General features: G+C 65.9%; 21 protein-coding genes. 8 read left to right on the top strand and 13 right to left on the bottom strand.

The window, feature by feature from the left end; all coding sequences use genetic code 11:
* Positions 1 to 518 precede the first annotated feature (518 nt).
* From gatB to I6F33_RS27110, 7 genes are all read right to left on the bottom strand, one after another.
* Entirely contained in the window at positions 519 to 1997 is a 1479-nt protein-coding gene (gatB, locus tag I6F33_RS27140) for an Asp-tRNA(Asn)/Glu-tRNA(Gln) amidotransferase subunit GatB (protein ID WP_128265294.1), read from the bottom strand.
* Positions 1994 to 2296 carry a hypothetical protein gene (locus I6F33_RS27135; protein ID WP_225144643.1) on the bottom strand — a complete coding sequence of 101 codons (303 nt, stop codon included), beginning with the start codon at positions 2294 to 2296 and terminating at the stop codon, positions 1994 to 1996. Before I6F33_RS27135 ends, gatB begins: the two co-directional genes overlap by 4 nt.
* Positions 2287 to 3762 (bottom strand): Asp-tRNA(Asn)/Glu-tRNA(Gln) amidotransferase subunit GatA, encoded by a 1476-nt coding sequence (gatA, locus tag I6F33_RS27130; protein ID WP_057029766.1) that lies wholly within the window; start codon positions 3760 to 3762, stop codon positions 2287 to 2289. Before gatA ends, I6F33_RS27135 begins: the two co-directional genes overlap by 10 nt.
* Positions 3759 to 3971 (bottom strand): hypothetical protein, encoded by a 213-nt coding sequence (locus I6F33_RS27125; protein WP_027547180.1) that lies wholly within the window; start codon positions 3969 to 3971, stop codon positions 3759 to 3761. Before I6F33_RS27125 ends, gatA begins: the two co-directional genes overlap by 4 nt.
* Positions 3972 to 3985: 14 nt before the next feature.
* A complete protein-coding gene (gatC, locus tag I6F33_RS27120) occupies positions 3986 to 4273 on the bottom strand; it encodes an Asp-tRNA(Asn)/Glu-tRNA(Gln) amidotransferase subunit GatC (protein ID WP_036025530.1) in 288 nt (95 codons plus the stop codon).
* 76 nt (positions 4274 to 4349) lie between these two features.
* The gene (locus tag I6F33_RS27115) at positions 4350 to 5426 is read right to left on the bottom strand and encodes a nitronate monooxygenase family protein (protein ID WP_225144642.1); all 1077 of its coding nucleotides are present in this window, start codon (positions 5424 to 5426) and stop codon (positions 4350 to 4352) included.
* A 118-nt stretch (positions 5427 to 5544) separates the two neighbouring features.
* On the bottom strand, positions 5545 to 6588 hold the full coding sequence (locus I6F33_RS27110; RefSeq protein ID WP_225144641.1) for a nitronate monooxygenase family protein: 1044 nt from the start codon (positions 6586 to 6588) through the stop codon (positions 5545 to 5547).
* A 99-nt stretch (positions 6589 to 6687) separates the two neighbouring features.
* Here I6F33_RS27110 and I6F33_RS27105 point away from each other — a divergent pair, with 99 nt between their 5' ends.
* Both I6F33_RS27105 and I6F33_RS27100 read left to right on the top strand, forming a co-directional pair.
* A complete protein-coding gene (locus I6F33_RS27105; RefSeq protein ID WP_225144640.1) occupies positions 6688 to 7578 on the top strand; it encodes a LysR family transcriptional regulator in 891 nt (296 codons plus the stop codon).
* 201 nt (positions 7579 to 7779) lie between these two features.
* Positions 7780 to 8715 (top strand): cyclase family protein, encoded by a 936-nt coding sequence (locus I6F33_RS27100; protein WP_036015077.1) that lies wholly within the window; start codon positions 7780 to 7782, stop codon positions 8713 to 8715.
* Between the two features lie 58 nt (positions 8716 to 8773).
* Here I6F33_RS27100 and I6F33_RS27095 read toward each other — a convergent pair whose 3' ends face one another.
* Entirely contained in the window at positions 8774 to 8989 is a 216-nt protein-coding gene (locus I6F33_RS27095; RefSeq protein ID WP_036015080.1) for a hypothetical protein, read from the bottom strand.
* A gap of 47 nt (positions 8990 to 9036) precedes the next feature.
* On the opposite strand from I6F33_RS27095, the gene ruvX reads away from it, so the two are divergent.
* Positions 9037 to 9528: a Holliday junction resolvase RuvX gene (gene ruvX, locus I6F33_RS27090; protein WP_036015081.1), complete on the top strand. Its 492-nt coding sequence runs from the start codon at positions 9037 to 9039 to the stop codon at positions 9526 to 9528.
* Between the two features lie 3 nt (positions 9529 to 9531).
* The gene (locus I6F33_RS27085; protein ID WP_225144639.1) at positions 9532 to 10455 is read left to right on the top strand and encodes an AEC family transporter; all 924 of its coding nucleotides are present in this window, start codon (positions 9532 to 9534) and stop codon (positions 10453 to 10455) included.
* 128 nt (positions 10456 to 10583) lie between these two features.
* On the opposite strand, the gene I6F33_RS27080 is transcribed toward I6F33_RS27085, so the two are convergent.
* The 4 genes from I6F33_RS27080 to I6F33_RS27065 are packed head-to-tail and all read right to left on the bottom strand — an operon-like array spanning position 10584 to position 15152.
* Positions 10584 to 11348 (bottom strand): CPBP family intramembrane glutamic endopeptidase, encoded by a 765-nt coding sequence (locus I6F33_RS27080; RefSeq protein ID WP_036015087.1) that lies wholly within the window; start codon positions 11346 to 11348, stop codon positions 10584 to 10586.
* A gap of 23 nt (positions 11349 to 11371) precedes the next feature.
* A complete protein-coding gene (locus tag I6F33_RS27075) occupies positions 11372 to 13015 on the bottom strand; it encodes an acyl-CoA dehydrogenase family protein (protein WP_036015088.1) in 1644 nt (547 codons plus the stop codon).
* A gap of 20 nt (positions 13016 to 13035) precedes the next feature.
* Positions 13036 to 13809, bottom strand: coding sequence for a M15 family metallopeptidase (locus I6F33_RS27070; RefSeq protein ID WP_036015090.1), 774 nt, complete (start codon positions 13807 to 13809; stop codon positions 13036 to 13038).
* Positions 13806 to 15152, bottom strand: coding sequence for a caspase family protein (locus tag I6F33_RS27065; RefSeq protein WP_225144638.1), 1347 nt, complete (start codon positions 15150 to 15152; stop codon positions 13806 to 13808). Before I6F33_RS27065 ends, I6F33_RS27070 begins: the two co-directional genes overlap by 4 nt.
* Before the next feature lie 225 nt (positions 15153 to 15377).
* On the opposite strand from I6F33_RS27065, the gene I6F33_RS27060 reads away from it, so the two are divergent.
* From I6F33_RS27060 to I6F33_RS27045, 4 genes are all read left to right on the top strand, one after another.
* A complete protein-coding gene (locus I6F33_RS27060) occupies positions 15378 to 16325 on the top strand; it encodes an aspartate carbamoyltransferase catalytic subunit (RefSeq protein ID WP_036015092.1) in 948 nt (315 codons plus the stop codon).
* 5 nt (positions 16326 to 16330) lie between these two features.
* Positions 16331 to 17632: a dihydroorotase gene (locus I6F33_RS27055; RefSeq protein ID WP_036015131.1), complete on the top strand. Its 1302-nt coding sequence runs from the start codon at positions 16331 to 16333 to the stop codon at positions 17630 to 17632.
* 47 nt (positions 17633 to 17679) lie between these two features.
* A complete protein-coding gene (gene plsY, locus I6F33_RS27050; protein ID WP_036015094.1) occupies positions 17680 to 18276 on the top strand; it encodes a glycerol-3-phosphate 1-O-acyltransferase PlsY in 597 nt (198 codons plus the stop codon).
* 309 nt (positions 18277 to 18585) lie between these two features.
* Positions 18586 to 19785, top strand: coding sequence for a patatin-like phospholipase family protein (locus I6F33_RS27045; RefSeq protein WP_036015096.1), 1200 nt, complete (start codon positions 18586 to 18588; stop codon positions 19783 to 19785).
* Here I6F33_RS27045 and I6F33_RS27040 read toward each other — a convergent pair.
* Positions 19777 to 21021 carry an amidase gene (locus I6F33_RS27040; RefSeq protein WP_225144637.1) on the bottom strand — a complete coding sequence of 415 codons (1245 nt, stop codon included), beginning with the start codon at positions 21019 to 21021 and terminating at the stop codon, positions 19777 to 19779. The genes I6F33_RS27045 and I6F33_RS27040 overlap by 9 nt on opposite strands.
* Positions 21022 to 21051: the final 30 nt, after the last annotated feature.

Below are 21051 nucleotides of genomic sequence, written 5' to 3'. Positions count from 1 at the left end.
TCGAATGCACTTCATCCCGAATACACCAACACGAAGAAAAAAACAGCTTCTCGCTTAAAGAAGTGTTGACGCAGCAAGGCGCCTGCGCTTGGCGGGCGCGACGCAGGCGCTTCGTACGACGTGCACTTGCGATCATGCAGAGCGCTCGCATCGCCGACGTTCGCGAACGATGCGATTGCACGAAAACACTATGCAGCAAGTATTTTTTCGCACGCGCGTATCGCGCGCGACCAACGCACCGATGCGCATCGACAATCGTTCGGTCGCCTCGCAAAGGCGTTTCGCGGACTCTGAGTCGCGATTTTTGGCAACGAAAATATTTTCATGCTTAACGGCGCGGGCGCTCGCCGGAGCGCGTTCAAGCCGCCGTTTCGGGCGAATCGCGCGGCGGCGATTCGGCCGCCGCATCGCCGTCGATCAGGATGAAGTTTGCCGTCGAGGATGCGCGCGAGCGTCGCAGCGAGAACTAAAAGCGAGGTGACGAAACGCGTCCGTCACCTCGTTCGAATGCGTCAGGCTTAGACGCCGAGCTTGGACTTGAGCAGGTCGTTGACGCTCTGCGGGTTGGCCTTGCCGCCGGATGCCTTCATGACCTGGCCGACGAACCAGCCGAGCGATTGCGGCTTGTCCTTCACCTGCGCCGCCTTGTCGGGATTGGCCGCGATGATGTCGTCGACCACCTTTTCGATCGCTGAGAGATCCGTGACCTGCTTCATGCCACGGCTTTCGACCAGCGCGCGGGGATCGCCACCCTCCTGCCAGACGATTTCGAACAGATCCTTGGCGATCTTGCCCGAGATCGTACCCTCGCCGATCAGGTCGATGATCGCAGCCAGTTGCCCGGCATTGACGGGCGAGGCCGTAATATCCCGGCCTTCTTTGTTGAGACGGCCGAACAGCTCGTTGATCACCCAGTTCGCCGCCATCTTGCCGTCGCGGGCGCGGTTGGCGAGCTTGTCGAGCACCGTCTCGTAGAACAGCGCGCTCTCGCGCTCGGCGACCAGCACGCTCGCATCATAGGCCGAGAGGCCGAAATCGGCGACGAAGCGCGCCTTCTTCTGGTCCGGCAGCTCCGGCAGCTTCGCCTTCAGCGCGTCGACGAAGTCCTGGCTGAACTCCAGCGGCAACAGGTCGGGGTCGGGGAAGTAGCGATAGTCGTGCGCCTCCTCCTTCGACCGCATCGAGCGCGTCTCACCCTTGTTGGGATCGAACCGGCGCGTCTCCTGCTCGATCTCGCCCCCGTCCTCCAGGATCTCAATCTGGCGCCGCGCTTCATACTCGATCGCCTGGCCGATGAAGGCGATCGAGTTCATGTTCTTGATCTCGCAGCGGGTGCCGAGCGGCGCGCCCGGCCTGCGCACGGACACGTTGACGTCGGCGCGCAGGGATCCCTTCTCCATGTCACCGTCGCAGGTGCCGAGGTAGCGCATGATCGAGCGCAGCTTGGTCACATAGGCCTTGGCCTGCTCGGCGTCGCGGATATCAGGCTTCGAGACGATCTCCATCAGCGCCACGCCAGAGCGGTTGAAATCGATGTAGGACAGCGACGGCGACCGGTCGTGCAGCATCTTGCCGGGATCCTGCTCCAGATGCAGCCGCTCGATACCGATGGTGGCCGTCTTGCCGCCGTCGAGATCGATGATCACCTCACCCTCGCCCACGATGGGCGATTTGTACTGGCTGATCTGGTAGCCCTGCGGCAGGTCCGGATAGAAATAGTTCTTGCGGTCGAACACCGAGCGCAGGTTGATCTGCGCGTTGAGGCCGAGCCCGGTCCGGACAGCCTGCCTGACGCATTCCTCGTTGATGACCGGCAGCATGCCTGGCATCGCGACGTCGACCAGCGAGACGTGGCTGTTCGGCTCCCCGCCGAAAGCGGTAGACGCGCCCGAGAACAGTTTGGCGTTCGAGGTCACCTGGGCATGGATCTCCATGCCGATGACCATCTCCCAGTCACCAGTTGAGCCCTTGAGAAGCTTGTGCGTGGCCGTGCTCATGTCCTGCTCCCGAGCAGCGTGGCAGCGATCCGCTCCCACTCCGCTTCCAATGAATCCTTTGCCGCCGGCTGGCCGGCCTGGCGGTACCAATAGCCGGCATTGCCGAGATCGCCTTCGACGCGGTGCAAATAGGCATGCACCCAGGCGGCCTCGCGGCTGCTCTCGGCCTGAACGATCGTGTGCGCGCGGTCCCAGTCGCCCTTCGCCGCCCACCAGAGGCCGGCGAGCGGCGCGTTCAGGTCCGGCGCGGGCGCCGCGCCACTGATGCTCGCGATGAAATCGGCGACATTCACCACCACCTCGCGGGCGTGAAGCGGCCGGCGGCCTGCTCGATCACCTCGCCGAGCGAGAACAGCGTCTCCTCGTCGAACGGACGGCCGATCAGTTGCAGTCCGAGCGGCAGGCCCTGCGCGTCCTTGCCGGCGGGAACTGCGATGCCCGGCAGGCCCGCCATGTTCACGGTCACCGTGAAGATGTCGTTGAGATACATCTCGACCGGGTCGGCGCCGCCCTTCTCGCCGATGCCGAAGGCCGCCGACGGCGTCGCCGGGGTGAGGATGGCGTCGACGCCTTTGGCGAAGCAGTCCTCAAAATCCTTCTTGATCAGCGTGCGCACCTTCTGCGCGCGCAGGTAATAGGCATCGTAATAGCCGGCCGAGAGCACGTAAGTGCCGATCATGACGCGGCGGCGCACCTCGGCGCCAAATCCCTCCGCACGGGTGTTCTCGTAGAGCTCAATGATGTTCTTACCCTGCTCGCGCAGGCCGTAGCGCACGCCGTCATAGCGCGCCAGGTTGGACGAGGCCTCTGCCGGCGCCACGATGTAATAGGCCGGCAGCGCGTATTTGGTGTGCGGCAGAGACACCTCGACCAGCTCGGCACCGGCCGCCTTCAGCCACGCCGCGCCCTCACTCCACAGTTTCTCGATCTCGGCCGGCATGCCGTCGAGGCGATACTCCCGGGGGATGCCGATCTTCATGCCCTTCACGGACTTGCCGATCGCCGCCTCGTAGTCCGGCACGGGGATATCGACCGACGTCGTGTCCTTGGGATCGTGGCCGGCCATCGAGCGCAGCAGCATCGCGGCATCGCGTACGCTGCGCGCGATAGGGCCCGCCTGGTCGAGCGAGGAGGCAAAGGCGACGATGCCCCAACGCGAGCAGCGGCCATAGGTCGGCTTGATGCCGACGGTCGCGGTGAACGCGGCCGGCTGGCGGATCGAGCCGCCGGTATCAGTCGCGGTCGCGCCCATGCAGAGCAGCGCCGCCACGGCCGAGGCCGAGCCGCCGGACGAGCCGCCCGGCACCAGCGTGGTGTTGCTGCCCTCGCGCCGCCAGGGATTGCCGACGGGGCCGAAGCACGAGGTCTCGTTCGCCGAGCCCATCGCGAACTCGTCATTGTTGAGCTTGCCGAGCATCACCGCGCCGTCGCGCCAGAGCTGCGAGGTGACGGTGGACTCGTAGGTCGGCACGAAATTGCCGAGGATCTTCGAGCACGCCGTGGTGCGCACGCCCCTGGTCGCGAACAGGTCCTTGATGCCGAGCGGGATGCCGGCGAGCGGGCCCGCATCGCCCTTGGCGATCTTGCTGTCCGCCTCGCGCGCCATGGCGCGCGCCTGGTCCGGCGTCTCTATCACGAAGGCGTTGAGCACGCGCGCTTTCTCGATCGCGGAAAGATGCGCGTCGGTCAGCTCGAGCGACGTGAAATTTTTTGCCGCGAGGCCCTTGCGGGCCTCGGCGAGCGTCAGCGATGTCAAATCGGTCATTTATTGATCGGGCTGCAGAAGAACGGAGACAGGGTCTTGTCGTTGGCCGGGTCGTCCTTTTTGGCGGCGGCTTTCGCGGCCGCCTCGATCTCGTCGAGCACGGCATTGACGGCGACGTTGGGATCGGCAGCCTTGCCCTGCCGTTCCATCTTGTCGAGATAATTCATGTAGGCCTGATAGGCCTTCTCATCGTCGCAAAGCAGGCACATCGGACCTAACCTGTTTATTCAACGACCTTCGGCACCAGGAAGAAGTGACCTTCGGTCGCGGGCGCGTTGGCAACGATATCGTCGGCGATCCCACCGTCGTCGACCACGTCCTGCCGCTTCTTCATCTGCATCGGGGTGACCGAGGTCATCGGCTCCACGCCCTCGACATTGACCTCCGAGAGCTGCTCGACGAAAGCGAGCATGGCGTTGAGCTCGCCCTGCAGATGCGGAACCTCGCCCTCGGAAACCGCAATGCGCGCCAGATGCGCGATGCGGCGGACGGTAGCGGCGTCGACGGACATTATATAAGGCCTCTTACGGCAAAACCTATGTGCCGTATAGCAGAGGCCGGTTTTGCGCCGCAACCGGCGCTTCCCCCTATCCGGCGAGGGCCTTCATGCGCCCCAGCGCCGATTTGGCCAGGTCCCGGGTCAATTCGGCGGCGGGAAGCTCGCGGCCCAACGCAACGGCCTGCCCTGCCCAGAGATTGGTGAAATCCACCCTGCCCTGCTTTTCGGCAGCCGCCTTCAGCGGCCCCAGCGCCGTCGCGGCGTGGGGAAACGGCGGCGCATCCGGCGAGATCGGACCGGCCTCGCGCATCAGCCGGTTCTGCACCCCGCGCGCAGGCCGGCCGGTCATGACATTGGTGATGACGGTGGAATCGTCCCGCGCCTCGGCCAGCGCCTTGCGGCCGCCCGCGCTGAGCTTGGATTCCGGGCAGCGCAGATAGGCGCTGCCGATCTGCACGCCGGCGGCACCGAGGGCGAAGGCCGCGGCAATGCCGCGTCCGTCGGCGATGCCGCCCGCCGCGATCACCGGCACCTTCACGGCATCGACGACCTGCGGCACCAGCGCGAAGGTGCCGGGCTGCTCGGCGATGTTGTCGGTCAGGAACATGCCGCGATGGCCGCCCGCCTCGGCACCTTGCGCGATCACGGCATCGACGCCGTGTTCTTCCAGCCAGACCGCCTCCTTAACCGTCGTCGCGGACGAGATGACGAGGCAACCCGTCGCCTTGACGCGCCGCAGCAGCGCTTGCTCCGGCAGGCCGAAATGGAAGCTGACGACCTCCGGCTTCAGCTCCTCGACCACTTCGCAGAACGCTGCATCGAACGGCGCGCGGTTCGCAGCCGCGATCGGCGCGGAGGGATCGAGACTGTGCTCGGAATAGTACCCCGCGAGCCGCTGCTTCCACCGCGCCTCGGCTTCGCGCGTCAACTCGACCGGCGTGTGGCAGAAGAAGTTCATGTTGACCGGCGCCTTGACGCGCTGGCGGATGAGACCAACCTGCTCGCGCGCCTTCTCCGGCGAGATCATCGCACACGGCAGCGACCCCAGCGCCCCGCCCTGCGCAGCCGCAATCACCAGCTCCGCATCCATCACGCCAGCCATCGGCGCCAGCACGATCGGAAATTCGCTCTTGAAAAGATCGATCAGTCGACGGTCAGGCCACATGATGCTTGCCTCGCATTCGCTCTTCCCTCTCCCCTTGTGGGAGAGGGTGGATCGCCGCGATAGCGGCGAGACGGGTGAGGGGTTTGCATCCGCGGAAGCAGACCTCTCAGATTTGACTTCACTCTCCGCGGAAAGAACCCCTCATCCGGCGCTGCGCGCCACCTTCTCCCACAAGGGGAGAAGGAAGAACACCTCTCGCTGAATTCCGGCGTCCTGCCAGCAACTGCTCCGCCTCCGCCGCAATCCGCTCGACGATCTCCGCCGCCGGTGGGATATCATGAATCAACCCAACCGCCTCGCCGGCGATCACGGCCGCGACATCGAAATTGCCCGCCGCCCTTGCTGCCGCATACTCGGAAGCGACTGCGGCAACATTCTGCATCAGCTCGACCTCGCGGCCGATCCAGCGCTTGGCATGATCGTTGACCAGGCACCGTCCGGTAAACGGCGCCGGCCAGACATTGTTGCGGGAGAGATCGAAGAGGATGCCGCGCACGGTCGAACCGGAGTTCGCCGCGCAGATGCGGCGCTTGGCCTCCTCCGCACCGTCGGCCTCCTGGCTGGCATAGAAGCGCGTGCCGAGCAGCACGCCGCTCGCGCCCAGCATCATCATGGCCGCTAGGCCGCGCCCATCCGCGATGCCGCCAGCCGCCACCACTGGAACGTGCCCCGCGACGAGATCGACGATGGCGGGCACGAGATCGACAGTGGTGCGCGAAGCGCCATGACCGCCCGCCTCCGTGCCTTGCGCAATCAGGATGTCAGCACCGGCATCGAGCGCCTGCCGCGCCATCGCTTCGTCCTGAATCTGGCAGATCAGACGCGTGCCGGCGGACTTGATCTTGGGCGCGAACGGCGCGGGATCGCCGAACGACAACATGATCGCGTCCGGTTTCGCAGCGAGCGCGACATCGAGAAGCTCGGGCTGCTTGGCGAGGCTCCAGGTGATGAAGCCGATCCCGAACGGTGCACTGAGGTCGGCGAGCTTCGCCGTCTCCTGCTCCAGCCAGACCCGCTCGCCATAGCCGCCGCCAAGAATGCCGAACCCGCCAGCGCGGCTCACCGCCGCGACCAGACGGCTGCCGGCAATTACATCCATCGGCGCCAGCAGGATCGGGTGCTCGATCCCCAGCAGCGTGGTCAGCGACGTCGTCATCGGCATACGGCTCCTCCCCGATCTGGACAGCGAGATTAGGCGCGACTAGCATTCTCGAAAATTGAATTGTTGCGAACGCTGCCATCTCAAAAGCGAAACGACACCATGGAACTCAGCGATATCAAGACCTTCGCCGCCGTCGCCCGCACCGGCGGCATCACCCGCGCCGCCGAAGAGCTCAACACCGTGCAGTCGAACGTCACCCAGCGCGTGAAGGCGCTGGAGGCGGAGATCGGCACGCCGCTGTTCGAGCGGCACTCCCGCGGCATGACGCTGACCGGTGCCGGCAAGCGCCTCCTCCCCTATGCGCAAAAGATGGCGGCGCTGTCGCGCGAAGCCGTGCTCGCCGCGCGCGATGATGGCGAGCCGAAAGGACCGCTCGCGATCGGCTCGATGGAGACCACGGCAGCCGTGCGATTGCCGCCGCTGCTCGCTGATTTCCACCGCCGCTTCCCTGCCGTGCGTCTTTCCTTGCGCACCGCACCGACCGCCGACCTCGTCGCACTCGTGCTCGACGGCACGCTCGACGGCGCCTTCATCGCCGGGCCCATCGCGCATGACGACCTCACCGCGACGAGCGCGTTCGGCGAAGAGCTGGTGCTGGTCAGCGCGCGCCGCTGGGCCTCGCTCGCCGAGCTGCGCGCCGGCACGCCGGAGTCGGGTCCGACCGCGCTGGTGTTCCGCACCGGCTGCACCTATCGCCAGCGGCTCGAACAGATCTTCGTCGAATTCGGCTGGCCGTCGGCGGCACGCTTCGAGCTCGGCACGCTCGACGGCATGATCGGCTGCGTCGCCGCCGACATGGGCGTGACCCTGCTGCCGCGCGCCGTCGTGGAACGCAGCGCGATGAACGGCGCCGTCGCCGTCCACACGCTGAGCCCGTCACATGCACGTGTCGAGACACTCTTCATCCAGCGCCGCGCCGGACATCAATACAGTGCGCTGAGCGGTTTTGCCGATTGCCTGAAGAAGGACGAGGACGTCATCGCAGCATGACGGAGCGCCAACGTTCCACGCTACGAAATTCGTCACAAATCCATCGCGTTTGAATCGATTCGCGCTGCGCCCTGCCATCGCAGCGCAGCACTTCGAAAAGCTTTGAAGCCCGCGCTTCTTCTACGTTAGGATAAGTGACTGGCCAGCGCGAAACCATAAACGAAGCCAAAACATCGGCAGAAAACATCGGGAGGACTATTGATGCGCAATACGCTCGTGTTGTGCTGCGTCGCCGCGTTGTCGGCGATTTCAGGAACTTCAAGCGCACAGGACTGGACCAAATCGAAATGGGGGCCGAACGACGAGATCGGCGCCGCCAACTACATGACGCCCGAGCTCGTGGTGAAGGCGGCATCGCTGGTGAAGACCGGCAAGACCTACGCTCTGGGCATCCCCGTCACGCCGCAGACGCCCGCCTACCCGCCGCGCACCTTCAAGCTCACCATCGTGCAGCCCGGACAGGCCGGCACCCCGGGTCTCGGTCCGAACAAGGCCACTTACAACGACGACATCCTCGACAGCTGGGTCGGCATCGGCAGTCAGCTCGACGGGCTCGGCCATCTCGGCGTCGAGCACGTCTACTACAACGGCAACAAGCTGGCCGATTTCGCCGATCCCAATGGCTTGAAGAAGCTCGGCATCGAGAAGGTGCCGCCGATGGTCGCCCGCGGCGTGCTGCTCGACATGGCCGCCTATTTCAAGACCGACGTGGTGAAGGAAGGCACCGCCTTCAACGTCAAGGAGATCGAGGAAGCCGCCAAGCAGCAGAACGTCGAGATCCGCCAGGGCGATGTCGTCATCTTCCACACCGGCTGGCTCAGCCTGATCGGCAAGGACGACAAGCGCTACTCGGCCGGCGAGCCCGGCCTCGGCGTCGAAGGCGCGAAGTACCTCGCCGGCAAGGGCGTCGTCGCGGTCGGCGCCGACACCTGGGGGCTCGAGGTGTTGCCGTTCGAAGGCAAGACCGTGTTCGAGGTCCACCAGATTCTGCTCGCGATGAACGGCACCTATATCCTCGAGAACATGGACACCGCCGCGCTCGCCCGGGACAAGGGCTACGAATTCCTGTTCGTGCTGGGCCAGCCGCGCTGGACCGGCGCCGTGCAGGCCATGATCAACCCGATCGCGATCCGCTGAGCTGAAAACCGGGCGAGGAGCCGCTTGCCGCGCGGCAGGCCCCTCGCCCACCCCTCCGTCACCGCGGCCTCACCTGCCACCGCCGCAATGCCACGACGGCCCAGATCGCCTCGACCAGGCCGAACGGCCAGGCGCCTTGCAGGAAGCCATAGGCCGACCCCAGCGCGCAGGACGCCGCGAACAGCAGCACGAACCAGTGGCTGCGATCCTCCAGGGCATAGCAGACCAGCATCGCCGTCACGGCAAACAGGCCGAATAGTGTCAGTGCATCCATGGTTATCAGTTCACCCCGCAGCGCGACGCATGATATGCGCTAAAGCCATGCCGGCTCCTATCCTGCCTCTCATCGATGCTGCAACCCACTGGCCCGCGCGCGGCGCGCTGGTCGGACTCGATTTGGGCACCAAGACCATCGGTGTTGCCGTATCCGACCCGGACCGGCGGCTGGCGACCGGAGTCGAGACGATCCAGCGCAAGCAGTTCAAGCAGGATGCCGCCAGGCTGCTGGCCGTCGCCACCGAGCGCAAGGTGGTCGGCTTCGTGCTCGGCCTGCCCATCAACATGGACGGCAGCGAAGGGCCGCGCGCGCAATCGACCCGCGCCTTCGCGCGCAATCTAGCCGGATTGACCGCGCTGCCCATCGGTCTCTGGGACGAACGTCTTTCGACCGCGGCGGTCGAGCGCGAGCTGATCGGCATGGACGTCAGCCGCGCCAAGCGGGCCGAGGTGATCGACGAGCACGCCGCGATCTTCATCCTGCAAGGCGCACTCGATCGCCTTGCCAATCTTCGCACGAGCCCGGGACCGGACTGATCCATGGCCGTCGTCATCGCGGCGCTGCTGCCGGTCTTCATCCTGATCGTGCTCGGCATCGTGCTGAAGCGCAGCCTGATGCGAATCGACACGCAATGGCACGGGTTGGAGCAGCTGACCTATTTCGTGTTGTTTCCGATGCTGCTGATCCAGACCCTGGTAAAAGCCGACCTCTCCAAGGTGCCGGTCGCCGGCGTCGGCGGCGCGCTGCTGCTGTCGGCGCTGGCGATGTCGCTGTTGTGCCTCGCATTGCGCCCCGCCCTGTCGCGGCTCGGCATCGACGGCCCCGCCTTCACCTCGATCTTCCAGGGGGCGACGCGCTGGCAGACCTTCGTTGCGCTGTCGATCGCCGCCAATCTGTTCGGCGATGTCGGGCTGGCGCTCGCCTCCGTTGCGATGGTGGCGATCATCCCGCTCGTCAACGTGTTCAGCGTGTCGGTGCTCGCTCGTTACGCATCGCCGGAAAAGCAATCCGGCCGCGCCATCTTCATGACGTTGGTGCGCAATCCCTTGATCTGGGCCTGCGTCATCGGCCTTACTGTCAATGTCACCCATCTGCCGCTGCCAAGGCTCTGGCACGAGATTGCAGACGCGCTCGGCAGTTCCTCCCTCGCCATCGGCCTGCTCGTCACCGGCGCAGGACTGCATCTCGAAGGGCTCTTCCGTCCAAGCCTCGGCGCAGCCCTCGGCGTCGTGTTCAAGCTCTTGCTGATGCCCGCGCTCGCGATGGGTCTCGGTCTCTGGTTCGGGCTTTCCGGCAACAGCCTGGCGATCGTGGCGATCTGCTCGGCGGTGCCGACCTCGTCCAGCGCCTATGTCCTCGCCCGCCAGATGGGCGGCGACGCCCCGCTGCTGGCGCAGATCATCACGCTGCAGACGATCTTTGCAGCCATCACGATGCCGATCGCAATCGGGCTGGCGGCCTAGCACTCGTCATTCGAGCGCACCTCTCTGACCTCGTCATTGCGAGGAGCTCTTGCGACGAAGCAATCCAGACTGCCGCGGCGGAGAGATTATGGATTGCTTCGCTGCGCTCGCAATGACGAAGTTGCGGCCTAGCTCCCCAGCCACATCGTCAGCACCACCGCGGTGAGATTGTTCAGCGCATGCAGCACGATCGTGAGCCACAGCGAGCCGGAGCGGTAGCGCATGTAGCCGAACCACAGGCCGATGGCAAAAACTTCGGCGAGGAAGTACATGTCGTACTGCAGATGGACGATTGTCCACACCAGCGACGACATCAGGATCGCGCCGGGTGCGCGCAGGAAGCTCGCCGACCAGCCACGATAGAGGAAGCCTCGCGCCAGAACCTCTTCCGACATCGGCGCCGCCACCGCGAATGCGGCCAGCAGCAGCAGCGCGGCGCCCTTGTCGCGGCCCGTTTTCAACAGATCGGTCATGAAGCCCGGCGTCGCCTCGCGGCCGAGGGCGCGCGACATCGTCTCCCAGAGCAGCACGATCAGGATGAGGCCGACGGCGCCGAACAGCAGCTGCTTCCAGGACGGCCAATGCAGCGCGAGATAATCGATGAACGAAGCTTTCTTGATGCGAATGGCGAGCCAGACCGCGGCCAGTGTCGTCGGCAAGCCCATGATGACCGAGAGCGCAAGCGTCTGGGGCTCGCGGCCGACGACCTGCAGCGAAGCGAGGTCCATGGGTAGACCACGCTGCGCCGCCAGCAGAAGGACGGCGCCGATCTGCCCGACGAACATCGCGGCGAAGATGAAGAGGCCCCACAGCGCCGTGCCCCAAAACTTCCAGACACGCGGTGTCGCCGGCGTCGCGGTCAACGGCGGATGATCGGGATTGAGGGAGTGCATCGGGAGGCTTTCGTTTTGGAGGCTCACGGCAGCGCCCGCTCCAGCAGCGCGCGCACGGCGGCGCTGTCGAGCTCGACCGCGCCGTACATACCGGCATGGTTCGTCGCGAGGCGGGTCGCGGCAAACAATTCGGCCTGGCGCGGCGACACGCCATTGAGCGCGGCCGTCGCGGCCAGCAATGCCAGCTTCTCGACCGCAAGCCGCGCGACGCGCTCGCCGTCGGCGCGCCGAAACGTCTTGCCGATGAAGCTGGCCGCCTCGCCCGCCCCCGGCAGCCCCTTGGTCTCGGCCGCCAGCGCTTGCAGCACCGCCGTCGCCGCCTCGCCCTCGCGCGAGAGCGCGCGGAGCACGTCGAGGCACATCACGTTGCCCGAGCCCTCCCAGATCGCGTTGACCGGCGACTCCCGATAGTGGCGCGCCAGAATGCCGTCCTCGACATAACCGTTGCCGCCGAGGCACTCCATCGCCTCAAACAGGAACGGCGGCGCGCTCTTGCAGGTCCAGTATTTGATCGCGGGCGTGAGCAGCCGCATATAGGCCGCCTCCGCCGCATCGTGCGGCGTGCGGTCGAAGGCGCGGCAGAGCCGCATCACCAGCGCCGTGCTCGCCTCCACATGCAGCGCCATGTCCGACAGCACGGCCTGCATCAGGGGCTGATCGGCCAGATGCTTCTGGAACACGCTGCGATGCCGGGCGTGGTGCAGCGCATGCGCAAGCCCCGAGCGCATCAGGCCGACGGAGGCGATCGCGCAATCCTGGCGCGTCAGCTGCACCATCTGGATGATGGTGCGGATGCCCTTGCCTTCCTCGCCGACCCTTTCGGCATAGGCGCCTGTGAATTCGACCTCGGACGAGGCATTGGAGCGGTTGCCGAGCTTGTCCTTCAGCCGCTGGAACTGAATGGCGTTGACCGATCCGTCCGGCGCGAAGCGCGGCATGAAGAAGCAGGTCAGCCCGCCTTCGGCCTGCGCCAGCACCAGGAACGCATCGCACATCGGCGCCGACATGAACCATTTGTGGCCGGTGATGCGATAGCCGTCCCCGTCGCGCACCGCACGCGTCATGTTGGCGCGCACGTCGGTGCCGCCCTGCTTCTCGGTCATGCCCATGCCGAGCGTCATGCCGCGCTTGCCCCACCACGGCGCAAAGCTCGGATCGTAGCTCTTGGTCGACAGCACCGGCATCACCCGCGCGAGCAAGTCGGGCTGTAGCGCCAGGGCCCCGACGGAAGCGCGCGTCATCGTGATCGGACAAAGGTGGCCGGTCTCGACTTGCGCAGCCATGTAGAACTTTGCGGCGCGAATGACCTCGGCACCATCGCCCGCCGGCTTGCCATCCCCAGTCCAGGTAGAATTGTGCACGCCCGCATGCGCACTGTGCGCCATCAGCTCGTGATAGGCGGGATGAAACTCGACCTGGTCGCGGCGATTGCCTTTGGCATCGAAGCTGCGCAGCTTCGGCGTGTTCTCGTTCGCAAGGCGCCCGCGATCGGCCATTGCTGCCGAGCCCCAATGCCGGCCGAACTCCGACAGTTCCCGCTCCGCCGCTGCGCCGCCATTGGACCTGACCGCCTCGACCAGCGGCCGGTCCACGGCGAAAAGATCGACGTCCTCGAACGGCGGCGACTGGTTGAAGACCTCGTGGGTCGCAAATGTGGGCTGGGTCATTTTGCGTCCTCGGCGCGGAATCAGTTCCGCCGCGGCTGGATCGGGAAATCATAGGCCGCCCCGCCTGCCCCCGGCAGCGAAAAATGCCACCACTCCTTCGAATAGTTCACAAAGCCTTGCCTGGCCATCGCAGCCACCAGCCGCTTGCGCCAGGCGCGCTGCTCCGGAGTGATCGATGGTGCCGCAGTGTGCCCCTTCGGGTCGGTACAGTCGTAGCCTGTGCCCATGTCGACGCTGCCCTCGGGCGCCCGCGCCTCGACCGGCGCCGTGCAATCCGCGTAGGTCTTGGCGGGGTCATATTTGGCGGAATTGTCCGCCTTCAGATCGACCAGCGTGAGATCGAGCGCCGCACCGGTCGAATGCTGCGAACGGCTCGCAATGTAGCCGAGGCGGAACAGCTCGGTCTTCGGGATCTTCGGATTGTAGCGCCGCTCCGACGCGGTCTCGCGGCCGTTCTGCGACCACTTGACCATGTCGAGCGAGGCCCCCGCCGGCCGGTAGCAGTCGAACATCTTGAGCGAGAGATTTTGCGCCGCCAGCTCCTGCTGCACCGCTTTCAGCCGCAGCCCCACCTCGCGCTTCACCACGCATTCGCCGGCATCGTAGCCGGCGAGCGGACGGCCGACGAAATTGTTCGACGTGGCGTAACGGATGTCCTGGATGATGCTGGGATCGATGTCGCGCAGATAGACGAAGTCGCCGGGCAAGGGCTGCGCCCGCACGGGAACGAGAAACGATAGTGCGAGCAGCACGACAAGCGCGGCGCGCGCCGCGGTTCCGGTCCTTGCGGTCATTGCACCGGATCCGAGTTGACCAGAAGCTTCGTGATCGCGGTGTCCGTATATCTGTTGCCGGCCCAGACATCGTCGATGATGAACTGCATCCAATGGGCCGACACCGGCGGCCGCAATGTCAGCAATTGCGCCGACAGCTTGTCGTCGAGAATGAAGGTCTGCGACTCGCCGCCCGAGAACAGCACGCGGATCTGGCGAACCCTGTTGTTCTTGGCGAAGATGTCGGGGCTTTTCTGGTAGCCGTTCTGCACGTGGATCGACTTGACCCGCCGCAGGGTTTCGAACTCGATGGCGATCCATTCGCCGATGCCGTTGCCGGATGCGCCTTCGACCCAGGCCGTCCCCGTCGAGGCGTCGAACAAATTCGCTGCGTCGTACGAATTGCCGAATTGCGGCTTCAGCATCGAGCTGACGCAATAGGTCTCGAAGCCGCTGCGGGCGCAGCTTTCGCCTGCCGCGGAGGGACGCGGCGGACGCATGGTGGCGCGCTCCGCGACCGCAGGCCTTGTCGGCGGCTTCACCAGCATGCCCGCCACTTTCGGCGCCCCGTTCGACGATTCCGCATTCCAGAGAAAGATGCGCCCGCCGAGCGTCTGGTCGTAATAGGCGGGCGTCTGCTCGTGCGGTGCTGCTTGTCCTCCGGCATCCGTCGCCGTCAGCGCCAGCGCCGCCACGCGCTCGCGCACCTCGACCGCGAGGTCGCCGAGATGCAGCTCGGGCCGCTTGAGCTGCTCGACGAATATCCGCGTGAACACCGAATTGTGCGCCGTATCGTTGCTGCCGAGCTGGTCGAGCGCGGTCTGGCCGATGCCTGCGGAATAGAGCGTGAAGATCCCGCGCGCGGGCCGGGCGTCAGCAAGCCCCCGCGTGTTCCCGATCGAACGGCCGGCGGCGCGCGGAAACGGATTGTCACGGCAGGCATCGATGACGACGAAGGCGACCCGCACTGCCTTGGCCTGAAGCTCCGCGATCACGTCGGGCTCGGCGATCGAGGCCCCGCGCACCCGCGCCTCGGCGCCCTCGTTCACGGTGGGAACGTCGCTCGGCACGAGGTAGTTCACGCCTGCGATCGCAACGCCGTGTCCGGCATAGAAAACGGCGGCGGTATCGCCCGGCTCGAGCCGCGACGTGAAATCCGCAAGCCGGTCGATCATGCCCTGGCGGCCAAGATTGGTCCCGAGCACGATGTCGAACCCGAGCGACCTCAGCGCGTCGGCGACGGTCGTTGCGTCATTGGCGGCCTTCTTCAATTGCCGGTCGGCCGGCAGGTTCGGATAGAGATCGTTGCCGATCACGAGTGCGACGCGTTTTTCGGCCCAAGCCGGTGTCGCAAGGCCAGCCATGCACGCGGTCGCGAGCGCAGCAACATTGCGCGCCAGTCGATTAAAATACCGCGTGCCCGTCATGATCCAGCCCGTGACGCAACCAATGTTGCGAGTCTAGCGCAAAGCGGCTGCCCCGAACACCGGCTGGCGGCGCCGCCTCCGCCGCAAAGCGCCGTGGATAAGTCCGGCGGCGGGATTTGAAGCTTGCTCCCCCCGCCGTCCGCCCCTATAGCTCTGCTTTTAATGACATCGAAATCGACCTTCGTCCTCGGCCACCGGCATTTGCTGGGCATCGAGGGCCTTTCCGCGGCCGACATCAGCGGCCTCCTCGACCTGTCCGAAGAATATGTCGAGCTCAACCGCCAGGTTGACAAGAAGCGCACCGTCCTGCGCGGACGGACGCAGGTGAACCTGTTCTTCGAGGCCTCCACCCGGACCCAATCCTCGTTCGAGCTTGCGGGAAAGCGGCTGGGCGCCGACGTCATGAACATGTCGGTCGCCTCCTCGTCCATCAAGAAGGGCGAGACACTGATCGACACCGCGATGACGCTCAATGCGATGCACCCGGACATCCTGGTGATGCGCCATCACGCCTCCGGCGCCGTGGAACTGCTGGCCCGCAAGGTCGACGGTTCCGTGATCAATGCCGGCGACGGCGCGCACGAGCATCCGACCCAGGCGCTGCTCGACGCGCTCACCATCCGCCGCAACAAGGGTCGGATCGAGGGGCTCGTGGTCGCGATCTGCGGCGACGTGATGCATTCGCGCGTCGCCCGCTCCAACATCATCCTGCTTAACACCATGGGCGCCCGCGTCCGCGTCGTCGGGCCCTCCACGCTGCTGCCGCCGGGCATCGAGCGCATGGGCGTCGAGGTCGCGCGCGACATGCGCGAGGGTCTCAACGGCGCCGACATCGTCATGATGCTGCGGCTGCAGCGCGAGCGCATGAACGGCTCCTTCGTGCCCTCGTCGAGCGAATACTTCCACTATTTCGGGCTCGACCAGAAGAAGCTCGCTTACGCCAAGCCGGACGCGCTCGTGATGCATCCCGGCCCCATGAACCGCGGCGTCGAAATCGACACGGCCGTCGCCGACGGTGCGCAATCCCTGATCCGCGAGCAGGTGGAGATGGGCGTCGCCGTGCGCATGGCGGTGCTGGAAGCGCTCGCCCGTAACCTGCCGAACGCGTGATGCCGATGCTGACCGATCGCCGCCCCATCCTGCTGGCCAATGCCCGCGTCGTCGATCCCTCCAGGGATTTCGACGGCGTCGGCGACGTCCTGATCGCGGACGGCAGCATCCGCGAGACCCGCCGCGGCATCGGCGCGGCCGGCGTCCCCGAGGGCACCGACATCGTCAATTGCTCCGGCAAGATCGTCGCACCCGGCCTGATCGACATGCGCGCCTTCGTCGGCGAACCCGGCTTCAGCCACCGCGAGACCTTTGCCACCGCGAGCCAGGCGGCCGCGACCGGCGGCATCACCACCATCATCTGCCAGCCCGACACCTCGCCGGTGATCGACAATTCGGCAACGGTCGACTTCGTGATGCGCCGCGCCCGCGACACCGCGATCGTCAACATCCAGCCGATGGCCGCCCTCACCAAGGGCATGCACGGCCAGGAGATGACCGAGTTCGGCCTGCTCAAAGCCGCTGGCGCCGTCGCCTTCAGCGATGGCGCCAGAAGCGTGACCAATGCGCAGGTGATGCGCCGCGCGCTGACCTATGCGCGCGATTTCGACGCGCTGATCGTGCATTACACCGAGGACCCCGATCTTGTCGGCGAAGGCGTGATGAATGAGGGCGAGTTTGCCTCGCGGCTCGGCCTGATGGGCATCCCGAATGCCGCCGAAGCCGTGATGCTGGAGCGCGATCTGCGCCTCGTCGCCCTCACCGGCGGCCGCTACCACGCGGCGTCGCTGACCTGCATCGATTCCCTCGACATCCTTCAGCGCGCGCGCGATGCCGGGCTCGCCGTCAGCGCCTCGGTCTCGATCAATCATCTGGCGCTGAACGAGAACGACATCGGTCCTTACCGTTCGTTCCTGAAGCTGTCGCCGCCGCTGCGCACCGAGGACGACCGCCGCGCCCTGGTGGCGGCGATCGGCTCCGGTCTGCTCGATGTCATCATGTCCGACCACAATCCGCAGGACGTCGAGGGCAAGCGCCTGCCGTTCGCGGAAGCCGCGCCCGGCGCCGTCGGGCTCGAGACCATGCTGCCGGCCGGCCTGCGGCTGGTGCACAATGGCGAGATCGAGCTGAAGACGCTGATCCGCGCCATGTCGACCCGCCCGGCCGAGCTGCTCGGCCTGTCGGGCGGAACCCTGCGCGCCGGCAGCCCCGCGGATGTCATCGTGATCGACCCCGACGTGCCCTGGGTGGTCGATCCCGCCGACCTCAAGTCGCCCTGCAAGAACACCCCGTTCGACGAGGCCCGCTTTACAGGCCGGGTGGTGCGCACCATTGTCGGCGGACGAACGGTATATGAGCATGTCTGACGTGCGGCTTCGTTCGACGTGGAGAATGGGCCTTTGGAGATGCCGCCATGGCGCTTGAACCGTTTCTGCCGGTGGCTTTCGTCATCGGCTATCTCCTCGGCTCGATTCCGTTCGGGCTGATCCTGACCAGGCTCGCGGGCACCCAGGATATCCGCTCGATCGGCTCCGGCAGCATCGGCGCCACCAACGTGCTGCGCACCGGACGCAAGAGCCTCGCCGCGGGAACCCTGCTGTTCGACGCGCTCAAGGGCACCGTGGCGGTGGTGATCGCCGGCTACATCGCAGGCCCCTACGCCGCAATGGTAGCCGGGCTCGGCGCTTTCCTCGGCCACCTCTTCCCGGTCTGGCTGAAGTTCAAAGGCGGCAAGGGCGTCGCGGTGTATATCGGCATCCTGCTGGGGCTGTTCTGGCCGGGCGCCGTCGTGTTCTGCCTGCTCTGGCTGGCGACCGCCTTCACCACCCGCTATTCCTCGCTCTCGGCGCTGGTGGCGGCGTTCATCACACCGATGTTCCTCTGGTGGTTCGGTCATCTCGCATTGTCGGCGCTCGCCGCCGTGCTGACCCTGCTGTTGTTCTACGCGCATCGCGAGAACATCAAGCGCCTGCAAGCGGGCAAGGAAAGCCGGATCGGCGAGAAGGCCTAGAGCATGATCCGGAAAAGTGCGAAGCGGTTTTCCGAAAAGATCATGCTCAAACAATAACCTAAAGCGTGATGACGATTCCTAATCGCATCGCGCTTAGAGCGTTTTCGAGCGAATTGGATTCCGGTTCGCGTCGCGACAACGCCTCAAACAAGAATTTGAGGTCGGAAAAAGTACGGATACCGCCGCACCCCTTCCGCATTATATGCCAAATCCTGTTCGCAATTCTCCTGCGAGTCACGGCAGGCTGTAGCGAACTGGTTCCATGCCTGTCATCCTGATACGGGAAACGGCGTTAGGCGGTTGCTCAGAATGAGCGAGAAGATTGTCGGCGTGAATGACGGGATCGGCTCGCTCGGTGCTTCCGGCACTGCAGCAAGCCGGCTGCTCTCGGCGACCAATATCTGGTCCGACGCGCCGCTGCCCGCGCCCGCTGCACGGCCAGCGCCGCAGCCGGAGCCTGCAGTCAAGCCTGACGCTCCGCTCGATGTCGCCGTCGCCAAGGCTGCACCGGTCGCGCCCGCGCGGGCGCGTTCCGAGCAATGGCCGCCGCGAAAGCTTTCGCTGGCGCTGCAGGGCGGCGGCACCTTTGCGGCCTTCACCTGGGGCGTGCTGGAGCGCCTGCTCGAAGAGACCTCCATCGAGATCGACACCGTCAGCGGCGCCAGCGCCGGCGCCATCAATGCGCTGCTCCTCGCTTGCGGCCTGGCCGAAGGCGGCCGTGAAGGCGCACGCTCCCGGCTGAACCGGTTCTGGGTCCGGCTGATGCACGAGGCCTCGTTCCGCTCACTGATGCTGATCGGCGGCTTTTCGCCGGCGGGAAGCTCGGTCGCGTTCGGCCCGACCCTGCGCTCCGGGCAGTTCGATCCGTTCGATCTCGATCCGCTGCGGCAGGCGGTCTCCCGCGACATCAATTTTTCCGTCCTGCGCCATGCGCGGTGCCCAAAACTGCTGATCGCGGCGACGCGGATCCGCGACGGGCAGCAGCAGATTTTCGGCAACGAGGCCATCACCGCCGACGTCGCGCTGGCCTCGACCTGTCCTCCGCTGGTCCATTGTGCGGTCGAGATCGATGGCGAGGCCTATTGGGACGGCGGCTTCGGCGGCAATCCGCCGCTGCTGCGCCTGGTGCAGGACACGGCGGCAACGGATCTGCTGCTGGTCCAGGTCACGCCGACGCGCGACAGCTATGTGCCGATCACGCTCGCCGCGATCGACCGCCGGCTCGACCAGATCGCGGCGAACGCCGCGCTCAATGCCGAGATCTCCGCGATCGAATGGGCGCAGTCGCACATGGCCTCTCCGCTGCGGCTCACCAGGATCGCGGCGGAAGACTCCCTTGACGGCCTGGCGCAGCGCTCATCCACCGATCTCGGCCGCGGCTTCATTCGCCTGCTGCACCGGAGCGGCCGCGCAGCCGCCGAGCAATGGCTCGGGCAAGGTGCAGGAGCCGGCGCAGCGCCCTCAGCGCCCGCTCAGGCCCTCGCTCCTTCCGAACCTGTGCTAGCCTGATTTCGCCAGCGCGTCCTCCAGGAACCAAGCCGCCGCGAGCGCCAGCGGATCGTTGCCGAAGCGTGCGATCACCTGCACGCCAACAGGCAGGCCACCGACCTTGAGCACCGGCACGTTGACGCAAGGATTGCCCATCAGCGTCCACAGCCGGTTGTAGCGGGGATCGCCGGTGGTCGCGAGCTCCTTGGCCGGCGCGGTGCCGGGCGCGGAATAGGTCAGCAGCACGTCGAAGCCTTCGAACAATTCACTGAGCTCGCGGCGGCCGCGACGGCTGATGCGGCGCGCCTCGTCATAGTCTTTCGGCGTCAGCCCGACCGTCGCATCGAGACTGGTGCGCAGCATCGGCGCGATCTCGTCGTGACGTTCCGAAAATTCCCAGGCGAGCGCGCGATGCGCCTCATAGTCCTGGATGATCGGGTGGATGCGCCAGGCCTCCTGCACCGCCTTGGGCAAATCGATGGTCTGCACGCTGGCACCGACGCGCATAGCCGCCTTGATCGCAGCCTGCAGTCCCTCTTCAGCCGCCGGCTCCACGGCGCCTGCGAACTCCTGCCTGACCACGCCGATGCGCGGCGACTTCGCCGGGCTGATGCCGGAGAATTCCGTGCGCCCCGTCATCGCCAGGAGACCGCGCGCAAGATCCTCCGCGCGCGCGCCGAACAGGCCGACCGTGTCGAGCGCCCACGAATAGCACTTGACGCCGACGGTCGGCAGCATCCGGAACGACGGCTTGATCGCCGCCGTCCCGCAATAGGCCGCCGGCCGGATGACCGAGCCGCCGGTCTGAGTACCCAGCGCCAGCGGGATCATGCCGGCGCCGACGGCCGCCGCCGAGCCCGAGGACGAGCCGCCCGGCGAATGCGCCGTATTGTGCGGATTGCGCGTCGGCGTCGGATCGCGCGAGGCGAACGCGGTGGTCGTGGTCTTGCCGATGATGGTGGCGCCCGCCCGCTTCAGCATCATCACCACCGGCGCATCAGCGCGCGGCTGCCAACCGCGATAGATCTCCGAGCCCATCTCGGTCGGCATGTCAGCGGTGTCGATGATGTCCTTGATGCCGACGGCAATGCCGCGCAGCGGGCCCGCGGCTTGCGCCCTCGCGGATTTATCGTGCCGGACGAAAGCCTGAACGTCCTTCTCCTTGGCTTCGATCGCCGCATGCGACTGGGCGATGGCGGCGTCGGGCGAAAGCTCCCCCGCTTCAATGCGGCGCTGGAGGTCGGCGAGTGAGATCATGACAACATCCTTCTTATTGGCATCGCTTTT

The organism is Bradyrhizobium sp. BRP20 (genome assembly GCF_020194215.1).
GTDB classification, from domain to species: domain Bacteria; phylum Pseudomonadota; class Alphaproteobacteria; order Rhizobiales; family Xanthobacteraceae; genus Bradyrhizobium; species Bradyrhizobium yuanmingense.
Note: the sequence above shows the minus strand (reverse complement) of the source record. Positions and strands in the feature narration are given on the sequence as shown.

What these genes read in the sequence shown, in the direction of transcription:
- I6F33_RS27095 (WP_036015080.1), bottom strand. Translation starts at nt 8,989, where the DNA reads ATGGATGCACTGACACTATTCGGCCTGTTTGCCGTGACGGCGATGCTG.
- plsY (WP_036015094.1), top strand. Translation starts at nt 17,680, where the DNA reads ATGGCGCTTGAACCGTTTCTGCCGGTGGCTTTCGTCATCGGCTATCTC.
- gatB (WP_128265294.1), bottom strand. Translation starts at nt 1,997, where the DNA reads ATGAGCACGGCCACGCACAAGCTTCTCAAGGGCTCAACTGGTGACTGG.
- I6F33_RS27070 (WP_036015090.1), bottom strand. Translation starts at nt 13,809, where the DNA reads ATGACCGCAAGGACCGGAACCGCGGCGCGCGCCGCGCTTGTCGTGCTG.
- I6F33_RS27125 (WP_027547180.1), bottom strand. Translation starts at nt 3,971, where the DNA reads ATGTGCCTGCTTTGCGACGATGAGAAGGCCTATCAGGCCTACATGAAT.
- I6F33_RS27065 (WP_225144638.1), bottom strand. Translation starts at nt 15,152, where the DNA reads ATGGCTGGCCTTGCGACACCGGCTTGGGCCGAAAAACGCGTCGCACTC.
- ruvX (WP_036015081.1), top strand. Translation starts at nt 9,037, where the DNA reads ATGCCGGCTCCTATCCTGCCTCTCATCGATGCTGCAACCCACTGGCCC.
- I6F33_RS27075 (WP_036015088.1), bottom strand. Translation starts at nt 13,015, where the DNA reads ATGACCCAGCCCACATTTGCGACCCACGAGGTCTTCAACCAGTCGCCG.
- gatA (WP_057029766.1), bottom strand. Translation starts at nt 3,762, where the DNA reads ATGACCGATTTGACATCGCTGACGCTCGCCGAGGCCCGCAAGGGCCTC.
- I6F33_RS27045 (WP_036015096.1), top strand. Translation starts at nt 18,586, where the DNA reads ATGAGCGAGAAGATTGTCGGCGTGAATGACGGGATCGGCTCGCTCGGT.
- I6F33_RS27040 (WP_225144637.1), bottom strand. Translation starts at nt 21,021, where the DNA reads ATGATCTCACTCGCCGACCTCCAGCGCCGCATTGAAGCGGGGGAGCTT.
- I6F33_RS27060 (WP_036015092.1), top strand. Translation starts at nt 15,378, where the DNA reads ATGACATCGAAATCGACCTTCGTCCTCGGCCACCGGCATTTGCTGGGC.
- I6F33_RS27080 (WP_036015087.1), bottom strand. Translation starts at nt 11,348, where the DNA reads ATGCACTCCCTCAATCCCGATCATCCGCCGTTGACCGCGACGCCGGCG.
- I6F33_RS27100 (WP_036015077.1), top strand. Translation starts at nt 7,780, where the DNA reads ATGCGCAATACGCTCGTGTTGTGCTGCGTCGCCGCGTTGTCGGCGATT.
- I6F33_RS27115 (WP_225144642.1), bottom strand. Translation starts at nt 5,426, where the DNA reads ATGTGGCCTGACCGTCGACTGATCGATCTTTTCAAGAGCGAATTTCCG.
- I6F33_RS27110 (WP_225144641.1), bottom strand. Translation starts at nt 6,588, where the DNA reads ATGCCGATGACGACGTCGCTGACCACGCTGCTGGGGATCGAGCACCCG.
- I6F33_RS27105 (WP_225144640.1), top strand. Translation starts at nt 6,688, where the DNA reads ATGGAACTCAGCGATATCAAGACCTTCGCCGCCGTCGCCCGCACCGGC.
- I6F33_RS27055 (WP_036015131.1), top strand. Translation starts at nt 16,331, where the DNA reads ATGCTGACCGATCGCCGCCCCATCCTGCTGGCCAATGCCCGCGTCGTC.
- gatC (WP_036025530.1), bottom strand. Translation starts at nt 4,273, where the DNA reads ATGTCCGTCGACGCCGCTACCGTCCGCCGCATCGCGCATCTGGCGCGC.
- I6F33_RS27085 (WP_225144639.1), top strand. Translation starts at nt 9,532, where the DNA reads ATGGCCGTCGTCATCGCGGCGCTGCTGCCGGTCTTCATCCTGATCGTG.